Annotated in this window: 23 protein-coding genes; 10 read left to right on the forward strand and 13 right to left on the reverse strand. The window is 69.1% G+C overall.

The window, feature by feature from the left end; translation table 11 throughout:
* Positions 1-262: 262 nt before the first annotated feature.
* From AB0F43_RS35740 to AB0F43_RS35750, 3 genes are all read right to left on the reverse strand, one after another.
* The gene (locus AB0F43_RS35740) at positions 263-1,342 is read right to left on the reverse strand and encodes a lysophospholipid acyltransferase family protein (protein ID WP_360487472.1); all 1,080 of its coding nucleotides are present in this window, start codon (positions 1,340-1,342) and stop codon (positions 263-265) included.
* A complete protein-coding gene (locus AB0F43_RS35745; protein WP_360487475.1) occupies positions 1,335-2,342 on the reverse strand; it encodes an NAD-dependent epimerase/dehydratase family protein in 1,008 nt (335 codons plus the stop codon). The genes AB0F43_RS35740 and AB0F43_RS35745 overlap by 8 nt, the downstream gene beginning before the upstream one ends.
* 67 nt (positions 2,343-2,409) lie before the next feature.
* Entirely contained in the window at positions 2,410-2,511 is a 102-nt protein-coding gene (locus tag AB0F43_RS35750; RefSeq protein ID WP_008356322.1) for an AURKAIP1/COX24 domain-containing protein, read from the reverse strand.
* A gap of 110 nt (positions 2,512-2,621) precedes the next feature.
* On the opposite strand from AB0F43_RS35750, the gene AB0F43_RS35755 reads away from it, so the two are divergent.
* Positions 2,622-3,302 carry a class I SAM-dependent methyltransferase gene (locus AB0F43_RS35755; protein ID WP_360487478.1) on the forward strand — a complete coding sequence of 227 codons (681 nt, stop codon included), beginning with the start codon at positions 2,622-2,624 and terminating at the stop codon, positions 3,300-3,302.
* A 12-nt stretch (positions 3,303-3,314) separates the two neighbouring features.
* Here AB0F43_RS35755 and AB0F43_RS35760 read toward each other — a convergent pair whose 3' ends face one another.
* Entirely contained in the window at positions 3,315-3,509 is a 195-nt protein-coding gene (locus tag AB0F43_RS35760) for a hypothetical protein (protein WP_360487481.1), read from the reverse strand.
* A 139-nt stretch (positions 3,510-3,648) separates the two neighbouring features.
* Between AB0F43_RS35760 and AB0F43_RS35765 the strand changes: the two genes are divergently transcribed.
* Together AB0F43_RS35765 and AB0F43_RS35770 are read left to right on the forward strand one after the other, a co-directional pair.
* Entirely contained in the window at positions 3,649-3,864 is a 216-nt protein-coding gene (locus AB0F43_RS35765) for a hypothetical protein (protein ID WP_360487484.1), read from the forward strand.
* 52 nt (positions 3,865-3,916) lie between these two features.
* Positions 3,917-4,462: an ABATE domain-containing protein gene (locus AB0F43_RS35770; protein WP_360487487.1), complete on the forward strand. Its 546-nt coding sequence runs from the start codon at positions 3,917-3,919 to the stop codon at positions 4,460-4,462.
* Here AB0F43_RS35770 and AB0F43_RS35775 read toward each other — a convergent pair.
* Positions 4,459-6,321 carry a BTAD domain-containing putative transcriptional regulator gene (locus AB0F43_RS35775; RefSeq protein WP_360487488.1) on the reverse strand — a complete coding sequence of 621 codons (1,863 nt, stop codon included), beginning with the start codon at positions 6,319-6,321 and terminating at the stop codon, positions 4,459-4,461. The genes AB0F43_RS35770 and AB0F43_RS35775 overlap by 4 nt on opposite strands.
* A 51-nt stretch (positions 6,322-6,372) precedes the next feature.
* On the opposite strand from AB0F43_RS35775, the gene AB0F43_RS35780 reads away from it, so the two are divergent.
* Positions 6,373-7,233, forward strand: coding sequence for an alpha/beta hydrolase (locus tag AB0F43_RS35780; RefSeq protein WP_360487491.1), 861 nt, complete (start codon positions 6,373-6,375; stop codon positions 7,231-7,233).
* On the opposite strand, the gene AB0F43_RS35785 is transcribed toward AB0F43_RS35780, so the two are convergent.
* Positions 7,219-8,481 carry an amidohydrolase family protein gene (locus AB0F43_RS35785; protein ID WP_360487493.1) on the reverse strand — a complete coding sequence of 421 codons (1,263 nt, stop codon included), beginning with the start codon at positions 8,479-8,481 and terminating at the stop codon, positions 7,219-7,221. The two genes, AB0F43_RS35780 and AB0F43_RS35785, sit on opposite strands and share 15 nt — an antisense overlap.
* 184 nt (positions 8,482-8,665) lie before the next feature.
* On the opposite strand from AB0F43_RS35785, the gene AB0F43_RS35790 reads away from it, so the two are divergent.
* A complete protein-coding gene (locus AB0F43_RS35790; protein WP_360487496.1) occupies positions 8,666-9,151 on the forward strand; it encodes a MarR family transcriptional regulator in 486 nt (161 codons plus the stop codon).
* Between the two features lie 47 nt (positions 9,152-9,198).
* Here the strand turns inward: AB0F43_RS35790 and AB0F43_RS35795 are convergent, their stop codons facing one another.
* The 3 genes from AB0F43_RS35795 to AB0F43_RS35805 all read right to left on the reverse strand — a co-directional run bounded on the left by AB0F43_RS35795 (position 9,199) and on the right by AB0F43_RS35805 (position 11,255).
* Positions 9,199-9,414, reverse strand: a complete 216-nt coding sequence (locus tag AB0F43_RS35795) for a helix-turn-helix domain-containing protein (RefSeq protein ID WP_132209923.1) — start codon at positions 9,412-9,414, stop codon at positions 9,199-9,201.
* A gap of 118 nt (positions 9,415-9,532) precedes the next feature.
* The gene (locus AB0F43_RS35800; RefSeq protein WP_360487499.1) at positions 9,533-10,708 is read right to left on the reverse strand and encodes an acetoin utilization protein AcuC; all 1,176 of its coding nucleotides are present in this window, start codon (positions 10,706-10,708) and stop codon (positions 9,533-9,535) included.
* Between the two features lie 52 nt (positions 10,709-10,760).
* Complete coding sequence (locus AB0F43_RS35805) at positions 10,761-11,255, reverse strand: GNAT family N-acetyltransferase (RefSeq protein ID WP_360487501.1); 495 nt, start codon at positions 11,253-11,255, stop codon at positions 10,761-10,763.
* A 427-nt stretch (positions 11,256-11,682) separates the two neighbouring features.
* Between AB0F43_RS35805 and AB0F43_RS35810 the strand changes: the two genes are divergently transcribed.
* From AB0F43_RS35810 to AB0F43_RS35820, 3 genes are all read left to right on the forward strand, one after another.
* Positions 11,683-12,438 (forward strand): hypothetical protein, encoded by a 756-nt coding sequence (locus tag AB0F43_RS35810; protein ID WP_360487504.1) that lies wholly within the window; start codon positions 11,683-11,685, stop codon positions 12,436-12,438.
* Positions 12,439-12,621: 183 nt separating this feature from the next.
* A complete protein-coding gene (gene trpS / locus AB0F43_RS35815) occupies positions 12,622-13,590 on the forward strand; it encodes a tryptophan--tRNA ligase (protein ID WP_360487507.1) in 969 nt (322 codons plus the stop codon).
* Positions 13,587-14,333, forward strand: a complete 747-nt coding sequence (locus tag AB0F43_RS35820; RefSeq protein WP_360487510.1) for an endonuclease/exonuclease/phosphatase family protein — start codon at positions 13,587-13,589, stop codon at positions 14,331-14,333. Before trpS ends, AB0F43_RS35820 begins: the two co-directional genes overlap by 4 nt.
* Here AB0F43_RS35820 and AB0F43_RS35825 read toward each other — a convergent pair.
* A complete protein-coding gene (locus tag AB0F43_RS35825) occupies positions 14,319-15,221 on the reverse strand; it encodes a TIGR03560 family F420-dependent LLM class oxidoreductase (RefSeq protein ID WP_360487513.1) in 903 nt (300 codons plus the stop codon). The two genes, AB0F43_RS35820 and AB0F43_RS35825, sit on opposite strands and share 15 nt — an antisense overlap.
* Before the next feature lie 9 nt (positions 15,222-15,230).
* On the reverse strand, positions 15,231-15,590 hold the full coding sequence (locus AB0F43_RS35830; protein ID WP_360487516.1) for a helix-turn-helix domain-containing protein: 360 nt from the start codon (positions 15,588-15,590) through the stop codon (positions 15,231-15,233).
* Positions 15,591-15,641: 51 nt separating this feature from the next.
* On the opposite strand from AB0F43_RS35830, the gene AB0F43_RS35835 reads away from it, so the two are divergent.
* The gene (locus AB0F43_RS35835; RefSeq protein WP_360487521.1) at positions 15,642-16,076 is read left to right on the forward strand and encodes a TIGR03618 family F420-dependent PPOX class oxidoreductase; all 435 of its coding nucleotides are present in this window, start codon (positions 15,642-15,644) and stop codon (positions 16,074-16,076) included.
* Between the two features lie 13 nt (positions 16,077-16,089).
* On the opposite strand, the gene AB0F43_RS35840 is transcribed toward AB0F43_RS35835, so the two are convergent.
* Both AB0F43_RS35840 and proC read right to left on the reverse strand, forming a co-directional pair.
* Complete coding sequence (locus AB0F43_RS35840; RefSeq protein ID WP_360487524.1) at positions 16,090-16,695, reverse strand: hypothetical protein; 606 nt, start codon at positions 16,693-16,695, stop codon at positions 16,090-16,092.
* A gap of 81 nt (positions 16,696-16,776) precedes the next feature.
* Positions 16,777-17,580 carry a pyrroline-5-carboxylate reductase gene (gene proC / locus AB0F43_RS35845; RefSeq protein WP_360487527.1) on the reverse strand — a complete coding sequence of 268 codons (804 nt, stop codon included), beginning with the start codon at positions 17,578-17,580 and terminating at the stop codon, positions 16,777-16,779.
* 104 nt (positions 17,581-17,684) lie between these two features.
* Here proC and AB0F43_RS35850 point away from each other — a divergent pair, with 104 nt between their 5' ends.
* Positions 17,685-18,221 carry a hypothetical protein gene (locus AB0F43_RS35850; protein ID WP_360487530.1) on the forward strand — a complete coding sequence of 179 codons (537 nt, stop codon included), beginning with the start codon at positions 17,685-17,687 and terminating at the stop codon, positions 18,219-18,221.

Here is an 18,221-nt window from a genome sequence, read left to right on the forward strand (position 1 = left end):
CTCGTTCCCCGCGCTGCTTCTTCCCCGACAGCTCCTTGCCGCAGGCAACTCTCGCCCGATCGGCCAACCCTGGGCTGACCCGGCAGCTCTCGGGGGGCTTGAACAGGATCTCGGGGCCTGAGGCCGGTTATTTCCTGTTCAAGCCCACGCCACCCTGTCCCAGCCCTCCACAGACGACCACACCGGGTGCGGCCGGGAGCGGCCGGAGGGGCGGGAGGTGGGCCGGGTGGGGCGCGGGTGGGCCGGGTGGGGTGCGGGTGGGTCAGAAGAAGACGCTGCGGCGTTGCATGAGGAGGGTGTAGAGGGTCTGCTGGATGGTTTCGCGGACCTGGTCGGTGACGTTGAAGACGAGCATCGGGTCGTCGGCGGCGCCTTCGGGGAAGTCGTCGGTGCGGATGGGCTCGCCGAACTCGATCAGCCACTTGGACGGCAGCGGGATCAGCCCGAGCGGTCCGAGCAGTGGGAAGAACGGGGTGATCGGGATGTACGGCACGCCGAGGAGCCGGGCCAGTGACGCGATGTTCCCGACCAGCGGGTAGATCTCCTCGGCCCCGACGATCGAGCACGGCACGATCGGCACACCGGTCCGCATCGCCGCGCTGACGAACCCGCCCCGGCCGAACCGCTGCAGCTTGTACCGCTCGCTGAACGGCTTCCCGATCCCCTTGAACCCTTCCGGCCACACGCCGACCAGGTCACCGCGCCCGAGCAGCCGCTCGGCGTCGTCGTTACTCGCCAGCGTCGCGCCACCCTTGCGCGCCAGCTCACCCACGAACGGCGTCTGGAACACCAGGTCGGCCGCCAGCGTCCGCAGCGGCCGGTGCGCGTGATCCGCGACGATCAACTGGGTGACGAGCCCGTCCAGCGGCATCGTGCCGGAGTGGTTCGCGACGATCAGCGCCCCACCGTCGGACGGGATGTTCTCCACCCCGCGCACCTCGACCCGGAACCACTTCTCCGCCAGCGGTCGCAGCAACGGCAGCAACACCTGGTCGGTCAGGTCCTCGTCGTACCCGAACTCGTCGATCTCGTAGTTCCCGCTCAACCGTCGGCGCAGGAACGCGAGCCACTCCGCGACCCGCCGCTCGCCGTCTTCCCCGAACAATTCGCGCACGATCCGCTCGAGCCCGGCGAAGTCGAGGCCGGACGGTACCTCGGTCACCGGGGTCTCATCGGCGACCGCGTTGACCGGCTCGGCCGGTGCCTCTGCGGTGTCGGGCTTCTTCTTCGCAGCAGACTGGCCGGCGAGTGCGCGGGCAGCCGCGGAGGGCGTCGTACGACGGCCGCTGCCGCGACCCGGTCGCCCGCCGGAGCCGATCGGAATCACATCGGCGTCAGCCACGCAGCGCCCCCAATCCGGCGGTGAGCAGCCGGGACGCCTGGGAGACGGGCCCGGGCCCGAGTGAGGCGCGGAAGTCGTCGAAGGCGGCCGCGGTCGTGTACGCCGGCTCGAACCCGAACTCGGTCCGCATCCGGGTCGTGTCCACCGCGCGCCCGTAGGTGAGGAAGGTGATCTGGTCCGGCGAGAAGTCCGCCAGCCGGGCCCGCCGTACGACGGCCGCCGTACTGGACGCGGTGAACGGCGGGAGCCGCAGGGCCGGGCGGCCGAGCCGGCGGATCGCCTGGGACAGCGCGAGGATCCCGTCGCCGGCCAGGTTGAAGGTCCCCGGCAGGTCGTGGACGGTGGCGTGGTGGATCGCCGCGACGCCGTCGTCCTCGTGCAGGAACTGCAGGCGGGCGTCGTACCCGAAGACGGTCGGTACGACGGGCATCGAGAAGTACCGGGTGATCGGGGAATCGGTCTTCGGGCCGATCCAGTTCGCCATCCGGAGGGTGGAGACGCAGACGTCGGGGCGGCGCCGGGCGAACCCGCGCACGTACCCCTCGACCTCGACCGCGTCCTTGCTCAGCCCGGTCTGATGGATCGCCCGCGGCGCCATCTCCTCGGTGAACAGGGCCGGGTCCCGCGGGCCCGCGCCGTACACGGTGGTCGACGACTTCACCACCAGCTTGGCCACGCCGGGCGCCTTCTGACAGGCGGCGAGCAGCTGCATGGTGCCGATGACGTTGATCTCCTTCATCGACGACCGGCCGCCGGCACTGCCCGGAGTGGCCACGACGCCGGTGTGGACGACCGTGTCGACGTCCTCGGCGGCGATCACCTTGGCGATCACGGGGTTGCGGATGTCGGCCCGGACGAACCGGACCCGGCCCAGCTCGGCCCGTGGCGGAACCACGTCCACGCCGAGCACCGTGCCGATCGACGGGTCGTCGGCCAGCCTGCGGGCACAGCGAGCACCGGCGTCCCGCGAGACGCCGGTCACCATTACCACCTGTGCCACGAGAGACCCCCAGCCAGACAGCAACCCCACAACACGCCGCGCCGGAGGACGGCGCGGCGGGAACTGCCTACTTGCCGAGCTTGCGGCGCTGAACCCGCGTCTTCTTCAGCAGCTTGCGGTGCTTCTTCTTCGCCATCCGCTTACGGCGCTTCTTGATAACCGAACCCACAGTGGACCTTCCAAACCTAAAGAGAACGTCGGCAAAGCTTACCCGTAGGCGTGCTGCTGAACCTAAAGCGGGCGGCTGGGTAGGCTGGTGGCCTGACCTGGGGAGGCGCGATGAGCACTGGTACGACGGCTCGGTACGACGGATTGGCCGACTGGTACGACGCCCGGTTCGTCGTCGGCGCGGAGCCGCATCAGCCCGGCCTGCTCGACCTCCTCGGTCCCGGTTCGGGGCCCTGCCTGGACATCGGCTGCGGCACCGGCCGCAACTTCGAGACCATCCGCGCGACCGGCCGCACGGTCGTCGGCCTGGACTACTCCGCCGACCAGCTCCGGGTGGCCCGCACCCGCACGGACGGTCCGCTGATGGTCGCGGACGCCGGCGTACTCCCGTTCGCCGACGCGTCCTTCGACACCGTGATGGTGATGTGGATCTCCACCGACGTGGAGGACTTCGGCAAGGTCGTCCGCGAGGCGACCCGAGTGCTCCGGCCGGACGGCGTGCTGGTCGCGTACGGCGTACACCCGTGCTTCAACGGGCCGCATGTCGAGTGGAACGAGGATGGCAGCCGGCTCGTTCATCCTTCCTACCGCCGATCAGGCTGGCACGAGGAGTCGCCCTACTGGGGCGACGACGGGATCCGGCGCCGCGTCGGAATGCACCACATCACCCTCGCCGACTACCTGAACGCCTTCCTCACTACCGGCCTCACCCTTGAACGCTTCGAAGAGCCCGGCGACGTCCACGTCCCGCACACCCTGGCTGTCCGCGCCCGCCGCCCCGCCCTGAGCTGAGCGCCTGCGCGATCACGCGGCTTTGCGGACCGGGATCTGGACGATCGGGTCGGTCAGGACGGCCAGGTGAGGGCCGACCGCGGGCCGGGCCGTGGCGGACTGGCCGGACGGGGTGCCGGCGTAGGCGGCCGGGGTGAAGGCGACGGCGGCGAAGCCCAGGCTGACAATGGTGCCGGTGGCAACGGTCTTCACGATCTTCGTGCGCATCAGGTGCTCCCTGGGGGTCTGTGGCCGGGACTCCTTCCCGGCGATGACTCAATCCTCACCGCCCGCACTGCAGCCGCCCTGTGAGCTCCCTGGGAGCTTCCTGGGAACGTGGATTTCGCCCCGCGGGTAGCCTGCTCAGATGGCTTATGTCCTGTTTCTCGGTGGACTCGCGGTCGTGGTGTCCGCGCTGGCGTGGTTCGCCGCGTGGGCCAAGCGGCATGGTCACGGCTCCGCGGTCGCCGGGGCGTTGGCAGCCCACGACGAGGCCTACCGGACGACGGCACATCAGTCGCATCACGAGCTCCGGACGGCCGCCGACCGGAAATCCGAGACCGGCTCCCCCGACAACCTCTGACGCAACTTGTGGCGTCGTTGGACAGCGTTGCGTCACCTGTCAAACTGGTGACGTGGAGCATTCCTTCCCATGTGGCGACACCGCGCTCGACTTCGTCGGCACGCTGAAGGCTCGGCGCAACGACGTACCACGCGAGACGCTGCGCGTGCCGGCGAGCCTGCAGTCGTGGCTGCGTGAGTCCGGCATCGTCGACGGCGACACCCAGTGCGGCCCGTCGGACCTCCACGCGGCGATCGCAGTGCGGGAGGCGATCTACTCGCTGGTGGCGGCGCGACTGTTCGGCAGCGAGTACGACGACTATGCGATGGACCTGCTGAACAAGGTGGCGCGCGGCCCGGCCGCGATCCCCCAGCTCACGGCCGCTGGTCGCCGTATCGAGGCCACCGCTGAGCAGGCGCTCTCTTCGATCGCACGTGATGCCATCGCGATCCTCGGCGGCTCAGATGCCGACCTGCTGAAGGAGTGCAGTCGTCCCGAGTGCACCCAGGTCTACTTGGACCGATCGCGCGGCGGACGCCGGGAGTGGTGCGCCATGGAGACCTGCGGAAACAAGATGAAGGCCCGCGCGTACCGGGCGCGGAAGCGGTCGACGAGCTAGAGGTAGTCGGCGACCGGGCCGAGAGTCAGTAGGGCTGAGCCGGCGGCGTGCTCCGCGGCGGCCGGGGTCAGAGCGGCTCTCGCCCGGGCCAGCGACTGCTGGTGGTCCAGCGCCCTGGCCGCGTGGGCGGTCAGGCACCAGAGCGCTTCCAGCAGAAGACCCGGCGGAGGCTCCGGTGTGTCCCGCAAAGCCTGTGCTGCTTGGGCTCTCCGGTCCTGCGACAGCAGCACGAGTGGCCGGGTCCAGGGGTCGTACGGCCCGTAGTCGACGTCGGCCACCGGCTGTCCGCGTCGCACGTGGTGACAGGCGAGCGCTAAGGGCAGGAGGCCCTCCTGCAGGCCTGGCATGCCGGCGCCGTCCAGGAGCGTGGCTGCGTGGCGGTAGGCGTCTGACGTGTCCCGGCGCATGGCGCGGTACCAGGCGGTGAATACGCCTACCAATGGGAGCTCATGGCTCGTCGCAAGTGCGTCGACGGCCGCTGCGTGGTGGTCGGCTGACGGGAAGTCGTCGAGGGCACTGCAAGTTTGCAGACGGATCAGATGGCCGAGTACCTCCCAGGTGAGCAACCCGTGCCGCTCAGACAGGTCGATCAGCTCTGCTCCGATCGCATCGCGTTGGGCTGCGAGGCCGGCTCGGTAACAGGTCTGCATGAACACACCGTTGAGCGCGAACCCGAGGAGTCCCGGGTCGTCCAGCCCGCGGGCGATCTTCTCGGCCTCGCGAGCCGCCGCCAAGGCGCGGGGAGCCGTGGATCCACGCGACTCCAGTGCGATCGTGGCGAGGAGCCGAGCCCGGGCCGCCGGATGCTGCTGGGTCGGCAAGGTTCGCTCCGCGGCCGCAACGATCGCAGCAGCCTGAGCCTCATCGTCCGACCGAGTCCAAATCGCCGGTACGTCGTACGCCCCGATGACTCTCGCGGTCAGCTCGGGATCACCGAGCTCCTCGGCCGCAGTGACGGCTGCGAGTCGGTGGCGGCGTGCAGCCTCGAGTCCACCGCCTCCGGTCACCGCCAGGTTGCGCAGCAACCCCACCGTCGACTCCAGCCGCGCTCGCGCGCCGGCACCGACAGTGCGGTCGTAAGCCGCGGCCGCCTCCTCCCACACGCGTCCTGCCGATACGCGTTCCAAGTGCTCGGCCTGGTTGAGTATGTCGGTCTCCAGGCGGCTCAACGCAGCACCTGGATCCACACCGAGCTGGTCGATCAGCATCGAGCGGGCACGGCGTAGTACGGCTAGAGCATCGCCTTGGCGACCAGTGCGGTAGAGCGCGAGGGCCAGCAGCCGCCACGCCTGTTCCCGCCATGGATGCTCGGTCACATGGGCGTCCAGCTCGGGCACAGCCTCAGCTGCAAGGCCTAGCGCGAGTCGCGCCTCGGCCTGTCGCTCCACGGCTCGCAGCCGCAACTCGTTGAGCCGTGAGCGCTCCCCCTGCGCCCAGTCCTCGTCCGCGAAGTCGGCGTACGCCGGACCGCGCCACAACGCCAAGCCCTCGGTCAGCACGGGCAACAGCTCATCCGCCGGCAGTGTGGCGGCTACTGCCTTCTCGAACCGCCATGCGTCGACTGCATCCGTTCTCAAGGCGTATCCGGGTCCCTCGGTCACCAGCAGCCGAGCCGGCGTACGCGGTGTCCGTTCCGGTTCCAGTGCGCGGCGCAGCGCGGCAACGAAGGTCCGTACGGCGCTCAACGCGCCATCAGGCGGGTCGATCCACAGGTCATCCACCAACCGAGTCGCGGGTACGACGCGGCCGCGGGCAACGATCAGCCGGGCCAGCACCGCCCGATGCCGCGGACCCTTCAGGACGACCGGATGCCCGTCGTCATCCCAGGCCATCACCGCCCCGAGCACCCCGAACTCCACCCGCCCACGGTACTCATCCAACGCTCATCGGCGTCGCGGAGGCTGACCGTCATGGAGATCAACGGATTCGAATACCACCGCCTCCCCGGCGCGGGAGGTGTCTCGCTGAACGTGGCGGTCGGCGGCTCGGGCACGCCGATCGTGCTGCTGCACGGATTCCCGCAGACGCACCTGATGTGGCGCCACGTCGCCACCGACCTGGCCGCCGACCACACCGTCATCTGCCCCGACCTCCGCGGCTACGGCTCGAGCGACAAACCGGCCGACGAGTACTCGAAGCGGGCGATGGCGGCCGACATCGTCGCGGTGGCGCGCGAGCTCGGCCACTCGACCTTCGCCCTGGCCGGCCACGACCGGGGCGCACTCGTCGCCTTCCGGGCCGGTCTCGACCATCCGGACGTGGTCACCCACCTGATGTGCCTCGACGTACTGCCGACCCTCGACATGTGGGACATGATGCGCGGGACCAGCGCCGCCATCGGCTTCCACCTGTATCTGATGGCGCAACCGCCCGGGCTGGCCGAGACGATGATCACCGCCAGCGCGGACACGTTCTTCGGCCATTTTCTGACTCTCTGGGCGAACGACGGCTCCGCGATTCCGGCCGACGTACGCGCGGCCTACCTGGACGCCTGCCGCGCCGCCGTACCGTCGATCGTGGCCGACTACCGGGCCTCCGCCACCGTCGACGTCGACCACGACCAGGAAGATCTTGCCGCCGGCAACAAGCTGCGGATGCCGGTGACCGTGATCCAGCAGGACTGGGGCGCGGCGCTGGGTTTCGACGCGGCCGCCCGGTGGCAGGCGTGGTCCACCGACCTCCAGCACCAGACGACAACAGCCGGTCACTTCATGGCGGAGGAAGCTCCCGAGGAGATCACGACCGCCATCCGCGCGCTACTGAAGCGGTGAGGTCAGGTGGGCAACGGAGTCGGCTAGTGCGTCTAGAGCCCCGGGCAACGCCGCACTGAGCAGTTTGCCATCGCGCTTCACCGGCGTACCTCCGACCAGAACGGTGTCCACGTTGCCCGGGTGGGCCGCGGTGACGACAGTCGCGACCGGGTCGTGCAGACCACCGGCCAGGTTGACGTCGGTACGTCGGAGCAGCGCGAGATCAGCCTGGTTGCCGACGGCAAGCGAACCCACGTCGGTCAGACCGAGGGCGCGGGCACCGTCCACCGTGGCGATCCGCAGCACCTCGGCCGCCGTGAACGTTGTGTAGCCAAGGGCGAGGAGTTCGCGCATCGCGCCGAACATGTCGCCGGCCACCGTCGTCACCGCGTCGACACCGAGGCTGAGGCTCACCCCGGCCGACCGCAGCCGGGGCGCCAGCGGTCGGCCCATCTCCATGCGCGCCTCGACGGACGGAGTTGTCGCGACGGCGGCGCCGGAGTCGGCGATGAGCTTCAGCTCGGAGTCGGGCAGGTCGTTGCCGTGCACGTAGAGGGTGTTCGGCCGCAGCAGACCGGCATCCCGCAGTCGGGTGATCGGATCCACCGCGATCGCACTGCTGCTGATGTGGACCACGACCGGCAGCTCGAGGGAGTCGGCCAGCTCCCAGTCGGCCCGGACGATCTCGAGGGGCGAGAACGAGGGCCCGATCGCGGCCACGGCGAATCGGATCCGCTCCGACGACCGGTCCAGGACCCGGCGCAGACCGTCCGCGTTCACCGCGGCACCGCTCAACGGCGACGGCCCGTAGCCGAAGACGGTGCGGATCCCGGCGGTCCGCAAGGCATCGAGCGCGGCATCGGTGTGCGCCTCGGACAGCTGCACATGCGAGAAGTCCTGGACCGTCGTGATACCGGCGTCCAGGCACTCCAGCGCACCGACAAGGTTGCCTGACGCAACATCTTCGGGACGGTAGCGGGCGCCGTACCGGCCGAGCACCTGCTCCAGGTAGACGCCGAGATCCGCGTCGACCGCGACCCCGCGCAGCGCCGTCTCCCACAGATGCCGGTGGGTGTCCACGAAGCCCGGCAGCACGATCCGCTCGGTCGCGTCGATCACTTCCACCTCAGCCGCGGCCGGATCCGCGATCAGGTTCGGCCCGACGGCGACGATCCGCCCGTCCTCGATCAGTACGTCGGTCTCCGGCCGGGCCACCACCTCAGGCTCGGTGTCGATCACCAGTCCACCGCGCAGCACAGTCCTCATCATTTCTCCTCACTAGAAAGCTTTAAAGAAAGCTATCACCAAAGCCACTTACACTGTCAACAGGCGCAGCTCTGGCCGCGGCTGGCGGGTTGTGTGACCGATGTCGCGTTGTAACCCGTCATCGGCGCGACAACCTGCCAGTGAGGCGCCAAGAGGACGCGGCGGCGAGTGGGGCGGAGGTGGGTTGGTGGGTGCGGGTGATCCGGTGGACCGGCTGATCGCGTCGTGGCAGCGGGAGTTGCCGGAGGCGCTCTATCCGACGAGTGAGCTGACCAAGCGGATCATGCTGCTCGCGGCCGAGCTGAACGAGGCGACCCGGCGGGTGCTGCGCGATCTCGGGCTCACCACCGCCGAGTTCGACGTGATCGTCTCGCTGCGCCGGTCAGGAGCGCCGTACCGGCAGAAGCCGTCCGATCTGAGCCGCAGCCTGCTGCTGTCCTCCGGCGGCACCAGCAACGTGACGAATCAGCTGGTCCGGCGCGGTCTCGTCGTCCGCGAACCGGATCCGGACGACGGTCGCGGCACCCAGATCCGCCTCACCGAGCAGGGGCGTGCACTCGCCGAGCAGGCGGTCAAGGCCAACTCCGCCGCTCACGACGAACTCTGGGCCGGCATCCCGGCGGACACGATCAAGCAGGCCTCCGCCGCGTTGCGTGACCTGTTCAGGACGTAGCGAGGCGGCCGGGCCCTGAACGGGTCCGGCCGCCTCGCATCTCGTGGTTATCCGGCTTGAAAGTAGGCGCCTTTGAGGTAGTCGTGCACGGCGTCCTCGGAGACCCGGAACGAACGACCCACCCGCACCGCGGGCAGCTCACCGGAGTGCACCAACCGGTACACCGTCATCTTGGACACGCGCATGGCCGTGGCGACCTCCGCCACGGTCAGGAACTTCACCTCGGCGAGCGGCTGCTCACCACCGGACTTCTTTGATGCCATTGCGCACCGCACTTCCAGCACGGATCGTGCGCCGGCTTCCCCTCCGGCACCTCCGCCCGTGCATGTAACGAGCGTAGTGGCTGTTGGTACGAATGGGAAAGAGGGTGTCTCGTGTGACTCAATATGACGGGTCGAGTCCCAAGAGTGGGAAACTGATGTCGCGGGTCGCCTTGATCGAGCGGTCCAGCCAGGTGTCCGGGTTGTAGCCGGTCGACCAGTCCGTGTACGACGCGTCCCGGCCGTCCGTCATCCGCAGCGGCGCGACCCGGGCGTACCGGATCCGGACGTCCTCCCGCCACGACTCCGGCACCGGCGTCAGCGGGTCGATCGGGTTGCCCGCGACGATCGCGAGCAGGTGCGTCCAGGCCCGCGGCACGACGTCGACGATCGCGTACCCGCCACCTCCAGTGGCGATCCACTTGCCGTCGGCGACCTCGTGCGCGAGATCATGCAGGGCCAGGTACGCCGCCCGCTGCCCGTCGACCGATTTCGTCAAGTGGGCCAGGGGATCCTCGACATGTGAGTCGCACCCGTGCTGGGTGACCATGACCGACGGCCGGAACGCCTTCACCACATCCGGCACGATCGCGTGGAAGGCCCGCAACCAGCCGGCATCGCCCGTCCCCGGCGGCAGCGGGATGTTGACCGCCGTACCCTCCGCGCCGGGTCCGCCCGTCTCACCGGCGCTCCCGGTCCCCGGGAACAGCGTGGTGGGTGACTCGTGGAGGCTCACCGTCAGCACGCGAGGGTCGTCGTAGAACACCGTCTGTACGCCGTCCCCGTGGTGCACGTCGACGTCGACGTACGCGACCCGCTCGGCGCCGTGGTCGAGCAGCCACTGGATCGCGATGGCGGGATCGTTGTAGACACAGAAACCGCTTGCGGCGTCAGGCATCGCGTGGTGCAGACCGCCGGAGATGTTGGCGGCGTGCAGTACGTCGCCCTCCCAGACCGCTCGGGCCGCCTCGACGGAGGCGCCGACCACGTGCGCGGAGGCCTCGTGCATGTTGGCGAAGCAGTAGGTGTCGTCGGTGCCGAGCCCGTGGGCCTGATCGGGTTGATCGGGCTCCTCGCCCGCCCGTTTGACCGCCGCGATGTACTCGGCGGTGTGCACGGTCCCGATCAGTGCGTCGTCGGCGATCGGGGCCGGCACGACCTTCAGTTGATCGAGGACGCCGAGGGCCCGGGCCAGGCGCACCGTCAGGTCCACCCGGATCGGACTCATCGGGTGACCGTGGCCGAAGTCGTACGCCGTCAAACCGTCGTCGAAGACCAGCATCGCCTCACCGCTCATGCCCCGACCTTAGCCGCGATCCGCGGCCCTCGCCCCGCTGCGCAGAGCGTGACTACAGTGTCTGGGCCATCAAAGTGAGCCGGCGATCGGGGTCGCCGAAGGTCTCGATACGGCCAGTCGGCAGGAAGCCGGCCCGGCGGTAGAAGGCCGCCGCTCGCGGTGCGGCGTCGTACACCCAGAGCAGAAGCCGTTTGAACGACTGCTCCCTGGACCACGCGAGCAACTCTTTGGTGAGCGCGTCGGCGACCCCGCGGCCGCGGGATTCCGGCGCCACCCACATCGCGAGCATCAGGGCAGCGTCAGGATCACGCTCCTCCTCGCTGGCGGGCGCACCAATGACCATCCCCGCCGGACGCCCGTCGACCTCAGCCAGCAGAGTCACCTTGTCGGTGGCCCGAAGCCGCGCGCGCCAGTCCGCCTCCAGCAACGCGACCGAGTCCTGGTACGTCGTGTAGAACGACTCCGGCGCGTCCAGCAACGCCCGCAACCGCACCTCCCGCAACCCAGCCCAGTCGTCCTCACCCAGCCGGCGCACACTCAGCGTCATACGGGCATCCTCACCCACCGACGACGGCGAGCTCGAACCGTTTTGCGAGGGCGGTGGAAACGAGGGGCTGTGGGAAGGGGCGGCGCGGCACCCCTCCTAGGCCGCGCCGGCCACTTCCGCAGGGGACCCACCCGACGGCCGGGCCGGTCGGGGCCGGCCCCGCGCAGGCGGGTCGGTCAGGCCGGACAAAGCTGTGGCTACTGGGAGTTACAGATGGGGCCCCTGCAGCCGGTCTATCGGTCCAGGACTGCAAGGCGTTACAGAACTTGCAGGAACCTGCAAGTCAGGACGCGATTCGGTTGCGGAGGGTTACACCCGTGGTCTAGTCCTGTAGTGTGTGCGGTTTTCCCATGTCGGCAGGCAGCTTGTTGCAACGTTTGAGATCCGACTTGCGCTGAGTAGCAGTCAGGCCTCACAGTTCCGTCACGTGACGAAGTCCGTGACCTCGATGAGACCCAATCGACGGCAGATCTTCACGGCGGGGGCCGCGGTGGCTGCCTCGACCGTGGTCGTCTCCACCGCAACCACCACCGAGGCGGCAGCCACGGACGGTGGGCTCTACGGCTCCGGCGTACTCGGTTCCTGGGCCAACGCGACCCGGGCCATCTCGACCGCGGCGCAGATCCAGCGCGTCCGTGAGACCAACGGCGTGTACATGTTCGGCGACAGCATCTCCGTCCAGGACGGGAAGTCGCTGGCCACCCGGCTGCTGAACCGCGACGGCAGCCAGCTGGCCGTGCACAACTGGTCCAGCCGGCCCACCTACGGCGCGGTCGACGCGCTGCAGCAGTGGGCGTCGACGTACGGCCTGCCGCGGCGGATCCTGATGGCGAGCGGGTCGAACGACATCTTCGACCCGCCGAAGTTCGCGGCGCAGGTCGACCGGGCGATCAGCATCGTCGGCCCGACCCGGACGCTGTACTGGGTCAACCTCCAGGTCGTCCGCAAGGCCCAGACCGCGGCCGTACAGCTCGCCGACCAGCGCAACAGCGCCTGGCTCAACATGCAGCTGTACGACGCGCAGGAGAAGTACCCGAACCTGCGGATCATCCGCTGGGCCGAGTGGCTCTGGATCAAGCCGTACCGCCTGGCCAACTACCTCCGCGACGGCGTACACCCCTCGGTGCCGCTCGGCCAGGACGCCCGCAACGAGCTGATCGTCCAGGCGCTCACGCAGCGATAACCGGGCTGGCGCGGGCTTCCGCGCTCCGGCTACTCTGGTCGCGTGAACACGAACTTGCAGCTGTGGTGGGCCGCCTAGGGCGGTCCCCCGGCGTGTTCACACGCATCCACGAGGCCGTCTCCGCCGAGGCGGCCTTTTTCATGTCCTCTCTCGGTGGGGCCTCACACACCGAAAGGCTCTGACATGACATCGCTATCCGGCATCACCCCGTCCGGCCGGCTGACGCTGGGCAACCACCTCGGTGCTTTGCGCCGGTTCACCGACCCGGAAGGGTTCTACTTCGTCGCGAACCTGCACGCGATGACGACCAGGCACGACCCGCGAAGACTCGCCGCCCTGACCCGGGAGTTCGCGACCCTGATGCTCGCGGCCGGGGTCCCCGAAGGCACCGTGTTCATCCAGTCCGACGTCCCCGCGCACGCCCAGCTCGCCTACTTGCTCGAGTGCACGTCGTACGTCGGCGAACTGTCCCGGATGATCCAGTACAAGGAGAAGGGCAACGGCCGGCCGATGACGCGGGCCTCGCTGTTCACCTACCCGTGCCTGATGGCGGCGGACATCCTGCTGTACGGCACGGAACAGGTCCCGGTCGGCGGTGACCAGGACCAGCATGTCGAGCTGGCCAGGGACATCGCGATCCGGTTCAACCGCGAGTACGGCGAGACCTTCGTCGTACCGCAGCTGGCGAAGGCGGCGCTGGCGATGCGGATCAAGGACCTGGCCAACCCGACCACCAAGATGAGCAAGTCCGACACCGACGACGCGATCGGGACGATCCGGCTGCTCGACCCGCCGGACGTGATCCGGCGGCAGATCATGCGGGCCGTGACGGACTCGGAGAACGAGGTCCGGCACGACGAGGCTGCCAAGCCGGGCGTCACCAACCTGCTCGAGATCCTGGCCGCCTGTACCGACGGCGACCCGGTCCAGCTGGCGAAGGCGTACTCGTCGTACGGCGCGTTGAAAGAGGACGTGGCCGACGCCGTGCTGGCGGTGATCGAACCGCTGCAGAAGGAGTACGCGCGACTGGCGACCGACCCGGCCGCGATCGACGGGCTGCTCGCGCAGGGCCGGGACCGGGCGATCGAGGCGAGTACGCCGCGACTCCGGGCGGCAGTGCACGCGATGGGTTTGGCAGGATCGGCGCCATGAGGATTCGCGCCGCCACGTTCAACATCCGCAACTCCTCCGCTCCGGATGGCGACAACGCCTGGCCGGTACGGCGGAATGCGACGGTGGCGGCGATCGAGCAACTGGACGCCGACGTGGTCGGGCTGCAGGAAGTGCTGCCCGACCAGCTCGAGTATCTGCGCTGGCGGTTCCCACGGTACGAGATCGTCGGCGTGGGCCGGGACGACGGGATGAGCGCGGGTGAGCACTCCGTCGTCCTGGTCCGGCCGGGCGACTGGAAGCTGGAAAAACACGAGACCCGCTGGCTGTCCGACGACCCGGGTACGCCGGGCTCCGTCGGCTGGGACGCGGACCTGACCCGGATCGCGACGCTGGTCTGGTTGCGGCACCTGAACGGTACGACGATCGGCGTCGCGAACACCCACTACGACCACGCCGGCGAGGTCGCCCAGGTGCAGTCGTCGCGGTTGATCGCCCACTGGATCACCGGCGCGCTGCCGTGGATCGTGATGGGCGACCTGAACGCGGCACCGGACTCGCCGCCGTTGAAGGCGTTGACGGCGGCCGGTCTGCGGTACGCCGTACCCGTCGAGGCCGGTGGGAGTTGGCACGACTTCACCGGGGCGGAGGACGGCGACCGGATCGACCACATCCTGGTCACCGAGGGGTGGAAGGTGGTCGACGCGGCCGTGTCCCACGTCCGTCCGGACGGCCGGTTGCCCAGCGATCACTGGCCGGTCGTCGCGACGCTAGAGCTTGGCTAGGACTTCCTCCCGCAGGCGTTCGAGGGCGTCGAAGCGGCGGTTGCCGGAGCCGAGGAACGCGTCCGGTACGAGGAGTTCGTCGATCCCGGCGGCCGGGTACTGCGCGACGGTGTCGAGCACCTGCTGCGCCGACCCCATGATCACGTGCATCCCGCGGCCCTCGAGCCGCTCCTTGCGCTCGATCGCCTCGGTGTCCCCGGGTACGACGACCTCCAGGATGGTCTGCGCGGACCGGCGTACCGTCTTCGGGTCGCGGCCGATCTTCGCGCAGTGGCCGGCGAACACCTCGCCCTTGTGCGCGGCCAGCTCGGGCCGGCCCCAGTGGTTCCACTCGTCGGCGTACTTCGCAACGATGCCTAGGGCAACCTTTTCGCCGGCGGCGCCGATCATGATCGGGAGCTTGGCCGGCTTCGGCTCCAGCGGGGCGCCCGCGAGCTGGTAGTACCTGCCGTCGAAGGTCGTCCGCTCCTCGGTGAGCAGGCCCTTGATGACCTGGCAGGCCTCCTCGAACCGGGCCAGCCGTTCCCGCACCGGCGGCAGCTCGATGCCGTACACCTCGTGCTCGTTCACCTGCCAGCCCGCCCCGATGCCGAGCACGAACCGGCCCGCGCTCATCTGATCGATCGTCGCCGCCTGGTTCGCGACGACCGCCGGATGACGGTAGGTGTTGCCGAGCACCATCGACCCGACCCGGACCCGCTCGGTCCGCGCCGCGATGCCAGCGAGCAACGCCAGACACTCGTTGACCGGCACCGACAGGTCGTCCCCGTTCTGCATGAAGTGGTCGGCGATCCAGACACCATGCCATCCGGTCCGCTCGGCGTACTCAGCTCCTTCGAGCACTTCCGGCCAAGTCCTGGACGCAGCGGGCCACAAAGAAAAGTCCATACCGCGACCCTATGTTCCGCTTTCCTGAGCCTCGAGCACGGCCTCACCGTTGTCCTCGGCCCACGTCGTCAGCATGCGGACCGGCCCCATCAACGTCCGGCCGAGCTCGGTCAGTTCGTATTCCACCCGTGGTGGCACGCCGCCGAAGTCCTGCCGCCGCACCAGGCCGTTCACCTGCAGCCTGCGCAGCGTCTGCGTGAGCACCTTCTTCGAGATCCCACCGATCAACGTCACCAACTCGGTGTGCCGCCGGGGCCCGTCGTTCAGCCCCCAGAGCACCACCACCGCCCACTTGTCGGCGATCACCTCGACCGCCAACCGCGCCGGACAGTCGGCCAGAAAAACGTTCCCCGGATCGATTCCTCTCACGGCCATCCAGGGTACCCAGAGGTTCCCACGACGCTGTCTACCGTCACTCGCATGACAGCACTACCGGAAAGCACCCACAGGCTCTTCACCGAACCGAAGAACGTCACCGTCATCACCCTCGACCCCGACGGCTCGCCGCAAGCCTCCCTGGTGTGGGCGGAACGCGACGGCGACCAGTTGCTGATCGGCGTCGAGCAAACCCATCGCAAGACCCGAAACCTGCGGCGCGATCCCCGGGTCACTCTCGTCGTCCAAGACACCGAGACCAGCCCGCGCGGCCTCACCCAGTACCTGGTCCTCCGCGGCACCGCCGTACTGGAAGGTCCCGGAATCCCCGCGGGCTACAAAGCCCTGATGGACAGGCTGTCCCAGCGCTACCTCGGAAAGCCCGACTTCCCGTACGGCGACGGCGTCTTCGCCAAAGCCATGATCGCCCGCATCACCATCGACCACGTCACCGGCGAAGGGCCTTGGAACGAGCGCTGACCCCGCCGAGGGCCTAGACGATTTGCCAGCGGATGAGGAAAGCACCTACTGAGACGATCAGGTAGGTGAGGACGAGAAGGGTGCCGATGCCCGGGCGGGGGCGGTGGCGGCGGGTGGGGGTGTTGGCGGCCTGGTGGCGGAGGGCTTGCATGACGGCGGCCACTTCGGCGGTGCGGTCCTTGGGGATGCCGTTGATCTCGTTCTCGTCCTGGCCGCGCACCAGCACGACGTGGTCGTCGCCGACGTCGATGCGGTCGACGTCCTGCCAGGCGAGGCTGCGGATGAGCATGCTCGTGCGGGCCTTGACGCCGGTGGGGAACAGCATCACCCGGTAGAGCACCACGCCGCCGGCGACCCGGACGACGGACGCGCCGATGATCGTGAGGAGGCCGACGGCGAGCATGTCGCGGGCGCCCATCCAGAGCCAGGAGTTCAGCGCCGGTACGGCGATGAACGGGGTGACGAACAGCGCCCACGCCCACCACGGCGCCGGATCCAGCGGCACCCGCCAGGGCAGCTCCGGCACGGCGGCACTCGGCAGCCCCTCGTCCCGCGCGGGTACGGCGCTCACTTCCTCGGGCGCAGGCGTGGCGGCCGGATCGACCGAACGATTACCCATGGGCGGGACCATAGTCGACTCATCCCTTGATGAAGGCAGGAAACTGCGGCGCTAACAATAACGGCCGCTCAGGCCTGGGTGTTACTCGGCGGCGAGGTCTCGGGAGCGGTTGCGGGCGGCTTCGATGGCCGACAGGAAGGCCGCACGGACCTTGTGGTCCTCCAGCTCGCGGATGGCGGCCGCCGTCGTACCGCCCGGGGACGTCACCCGCTCGCGCAGCACGGTCGGGTGCTCGCCCGTCTCCCGCAGCAGCTTCGCGGACCCGACCACGGTCTGGACGACGAGCTCGGTCGCGGTGCCGCGCGGCAGGCCCATGTGCACACCGGCCTCGATCATCGCCTCGACCACGAAGAACAGGTACGCCGGACCGGACCCGGAGATCGCGGTCACCGCGTCCTGCTGCTTCTCCGGCACCCGGACCACCCGGCCGGTCGCGGCCAGCAGGCTCTCTGCCAGCTCCAGGTGGCTCTCGTCGCAGTGCGCGCCGCGGGAGATCGCCGCCATCCCCTCGTCCACCAGGGCCGGGGTGTTCGGCATCACCCGGACCACGGCGACGCCTTCCGGCAGCCGGGACTCGATGAAGCCGGTGGTGACACCGGCGGCCATCGACACCACGGTCTGCGACGCCCTGACCGCCGGGGCGATCTCATTGAGCAGGTCGGACATGTCCTGCGGCTTCACCACCAGCACCAGGGTCTCCGCCTTCGCCGCCGCGTCCACATTGGACACGACGTCGACGCCGTACCGCTCGCGCAACTCGGCGGCACGCTCCTCCCGGCGCTCGGTGATCAGGAGCTCCTCCGGTCGCCGTCCGGCCCGAATCAGCCCGGACAGCAACGTCTCCCCCATCACACCGGCCCCGAGAATGGCCACCTGATTAGTCATGGCCTCAGGTTACTGACGAACTGCTCAGCTATTGCGCCCGCTGCCCACCAGGCGGGACATAGGCTCTCCAATCTGCCTATCCCTCCGCCCCGAAGGAGCAGTTCATGAGACTCCGCCGCATGTTCGCCGTCACCGCTGGCGCACTCCTGCTGCTGACCGCAGGCTTGACCGAGGCCACCGCAGCGCAGGATGCCGTTCCACAGCGAACCACGATCGCGGCCGCGGCAGATGCCGACGCCGACGCCGACGACCTGGACGCCGCGTCGCTGACCAATCCGACCCCGGCGACGGTGGCGCCGCCGACCGTCTACTCGACGTTGGGCGCCCCGCCCAACTTCAACAACTGCCGTCACTGGGCGTGGTACCTCGGCGAGACCTGCTTCCAGTGGTACGGCGACGTCCAGTGGGTCAAGGACAACATCGCCAACGGCTGGAAGACAGCCGTCCATGTGCAGACCAACTACGGCAAAGACCGCTTCTGCGGGGCACTGCCGGCCGCCGATGGCTGGGGCTACTGCGACTACGACCACAGAGAAGGCATGTGTGTCCGGTGGAGGCTCTACGAGCTGAAGGGTGGCGAGACCCGCAACTTCACCAACTGGAGTGTCTGGTACGGCACCGAGTACGGCTCGCCCTGCTGA

Source organism: Kribbella sp. NPDC023972, from assembly GCF_040639075.1.
Taxonomy (GTDB): Bacteria; Actinomycetota; Actinomycetes; order Propionibacteriales; family Kribbellaceae; genus Kribbella.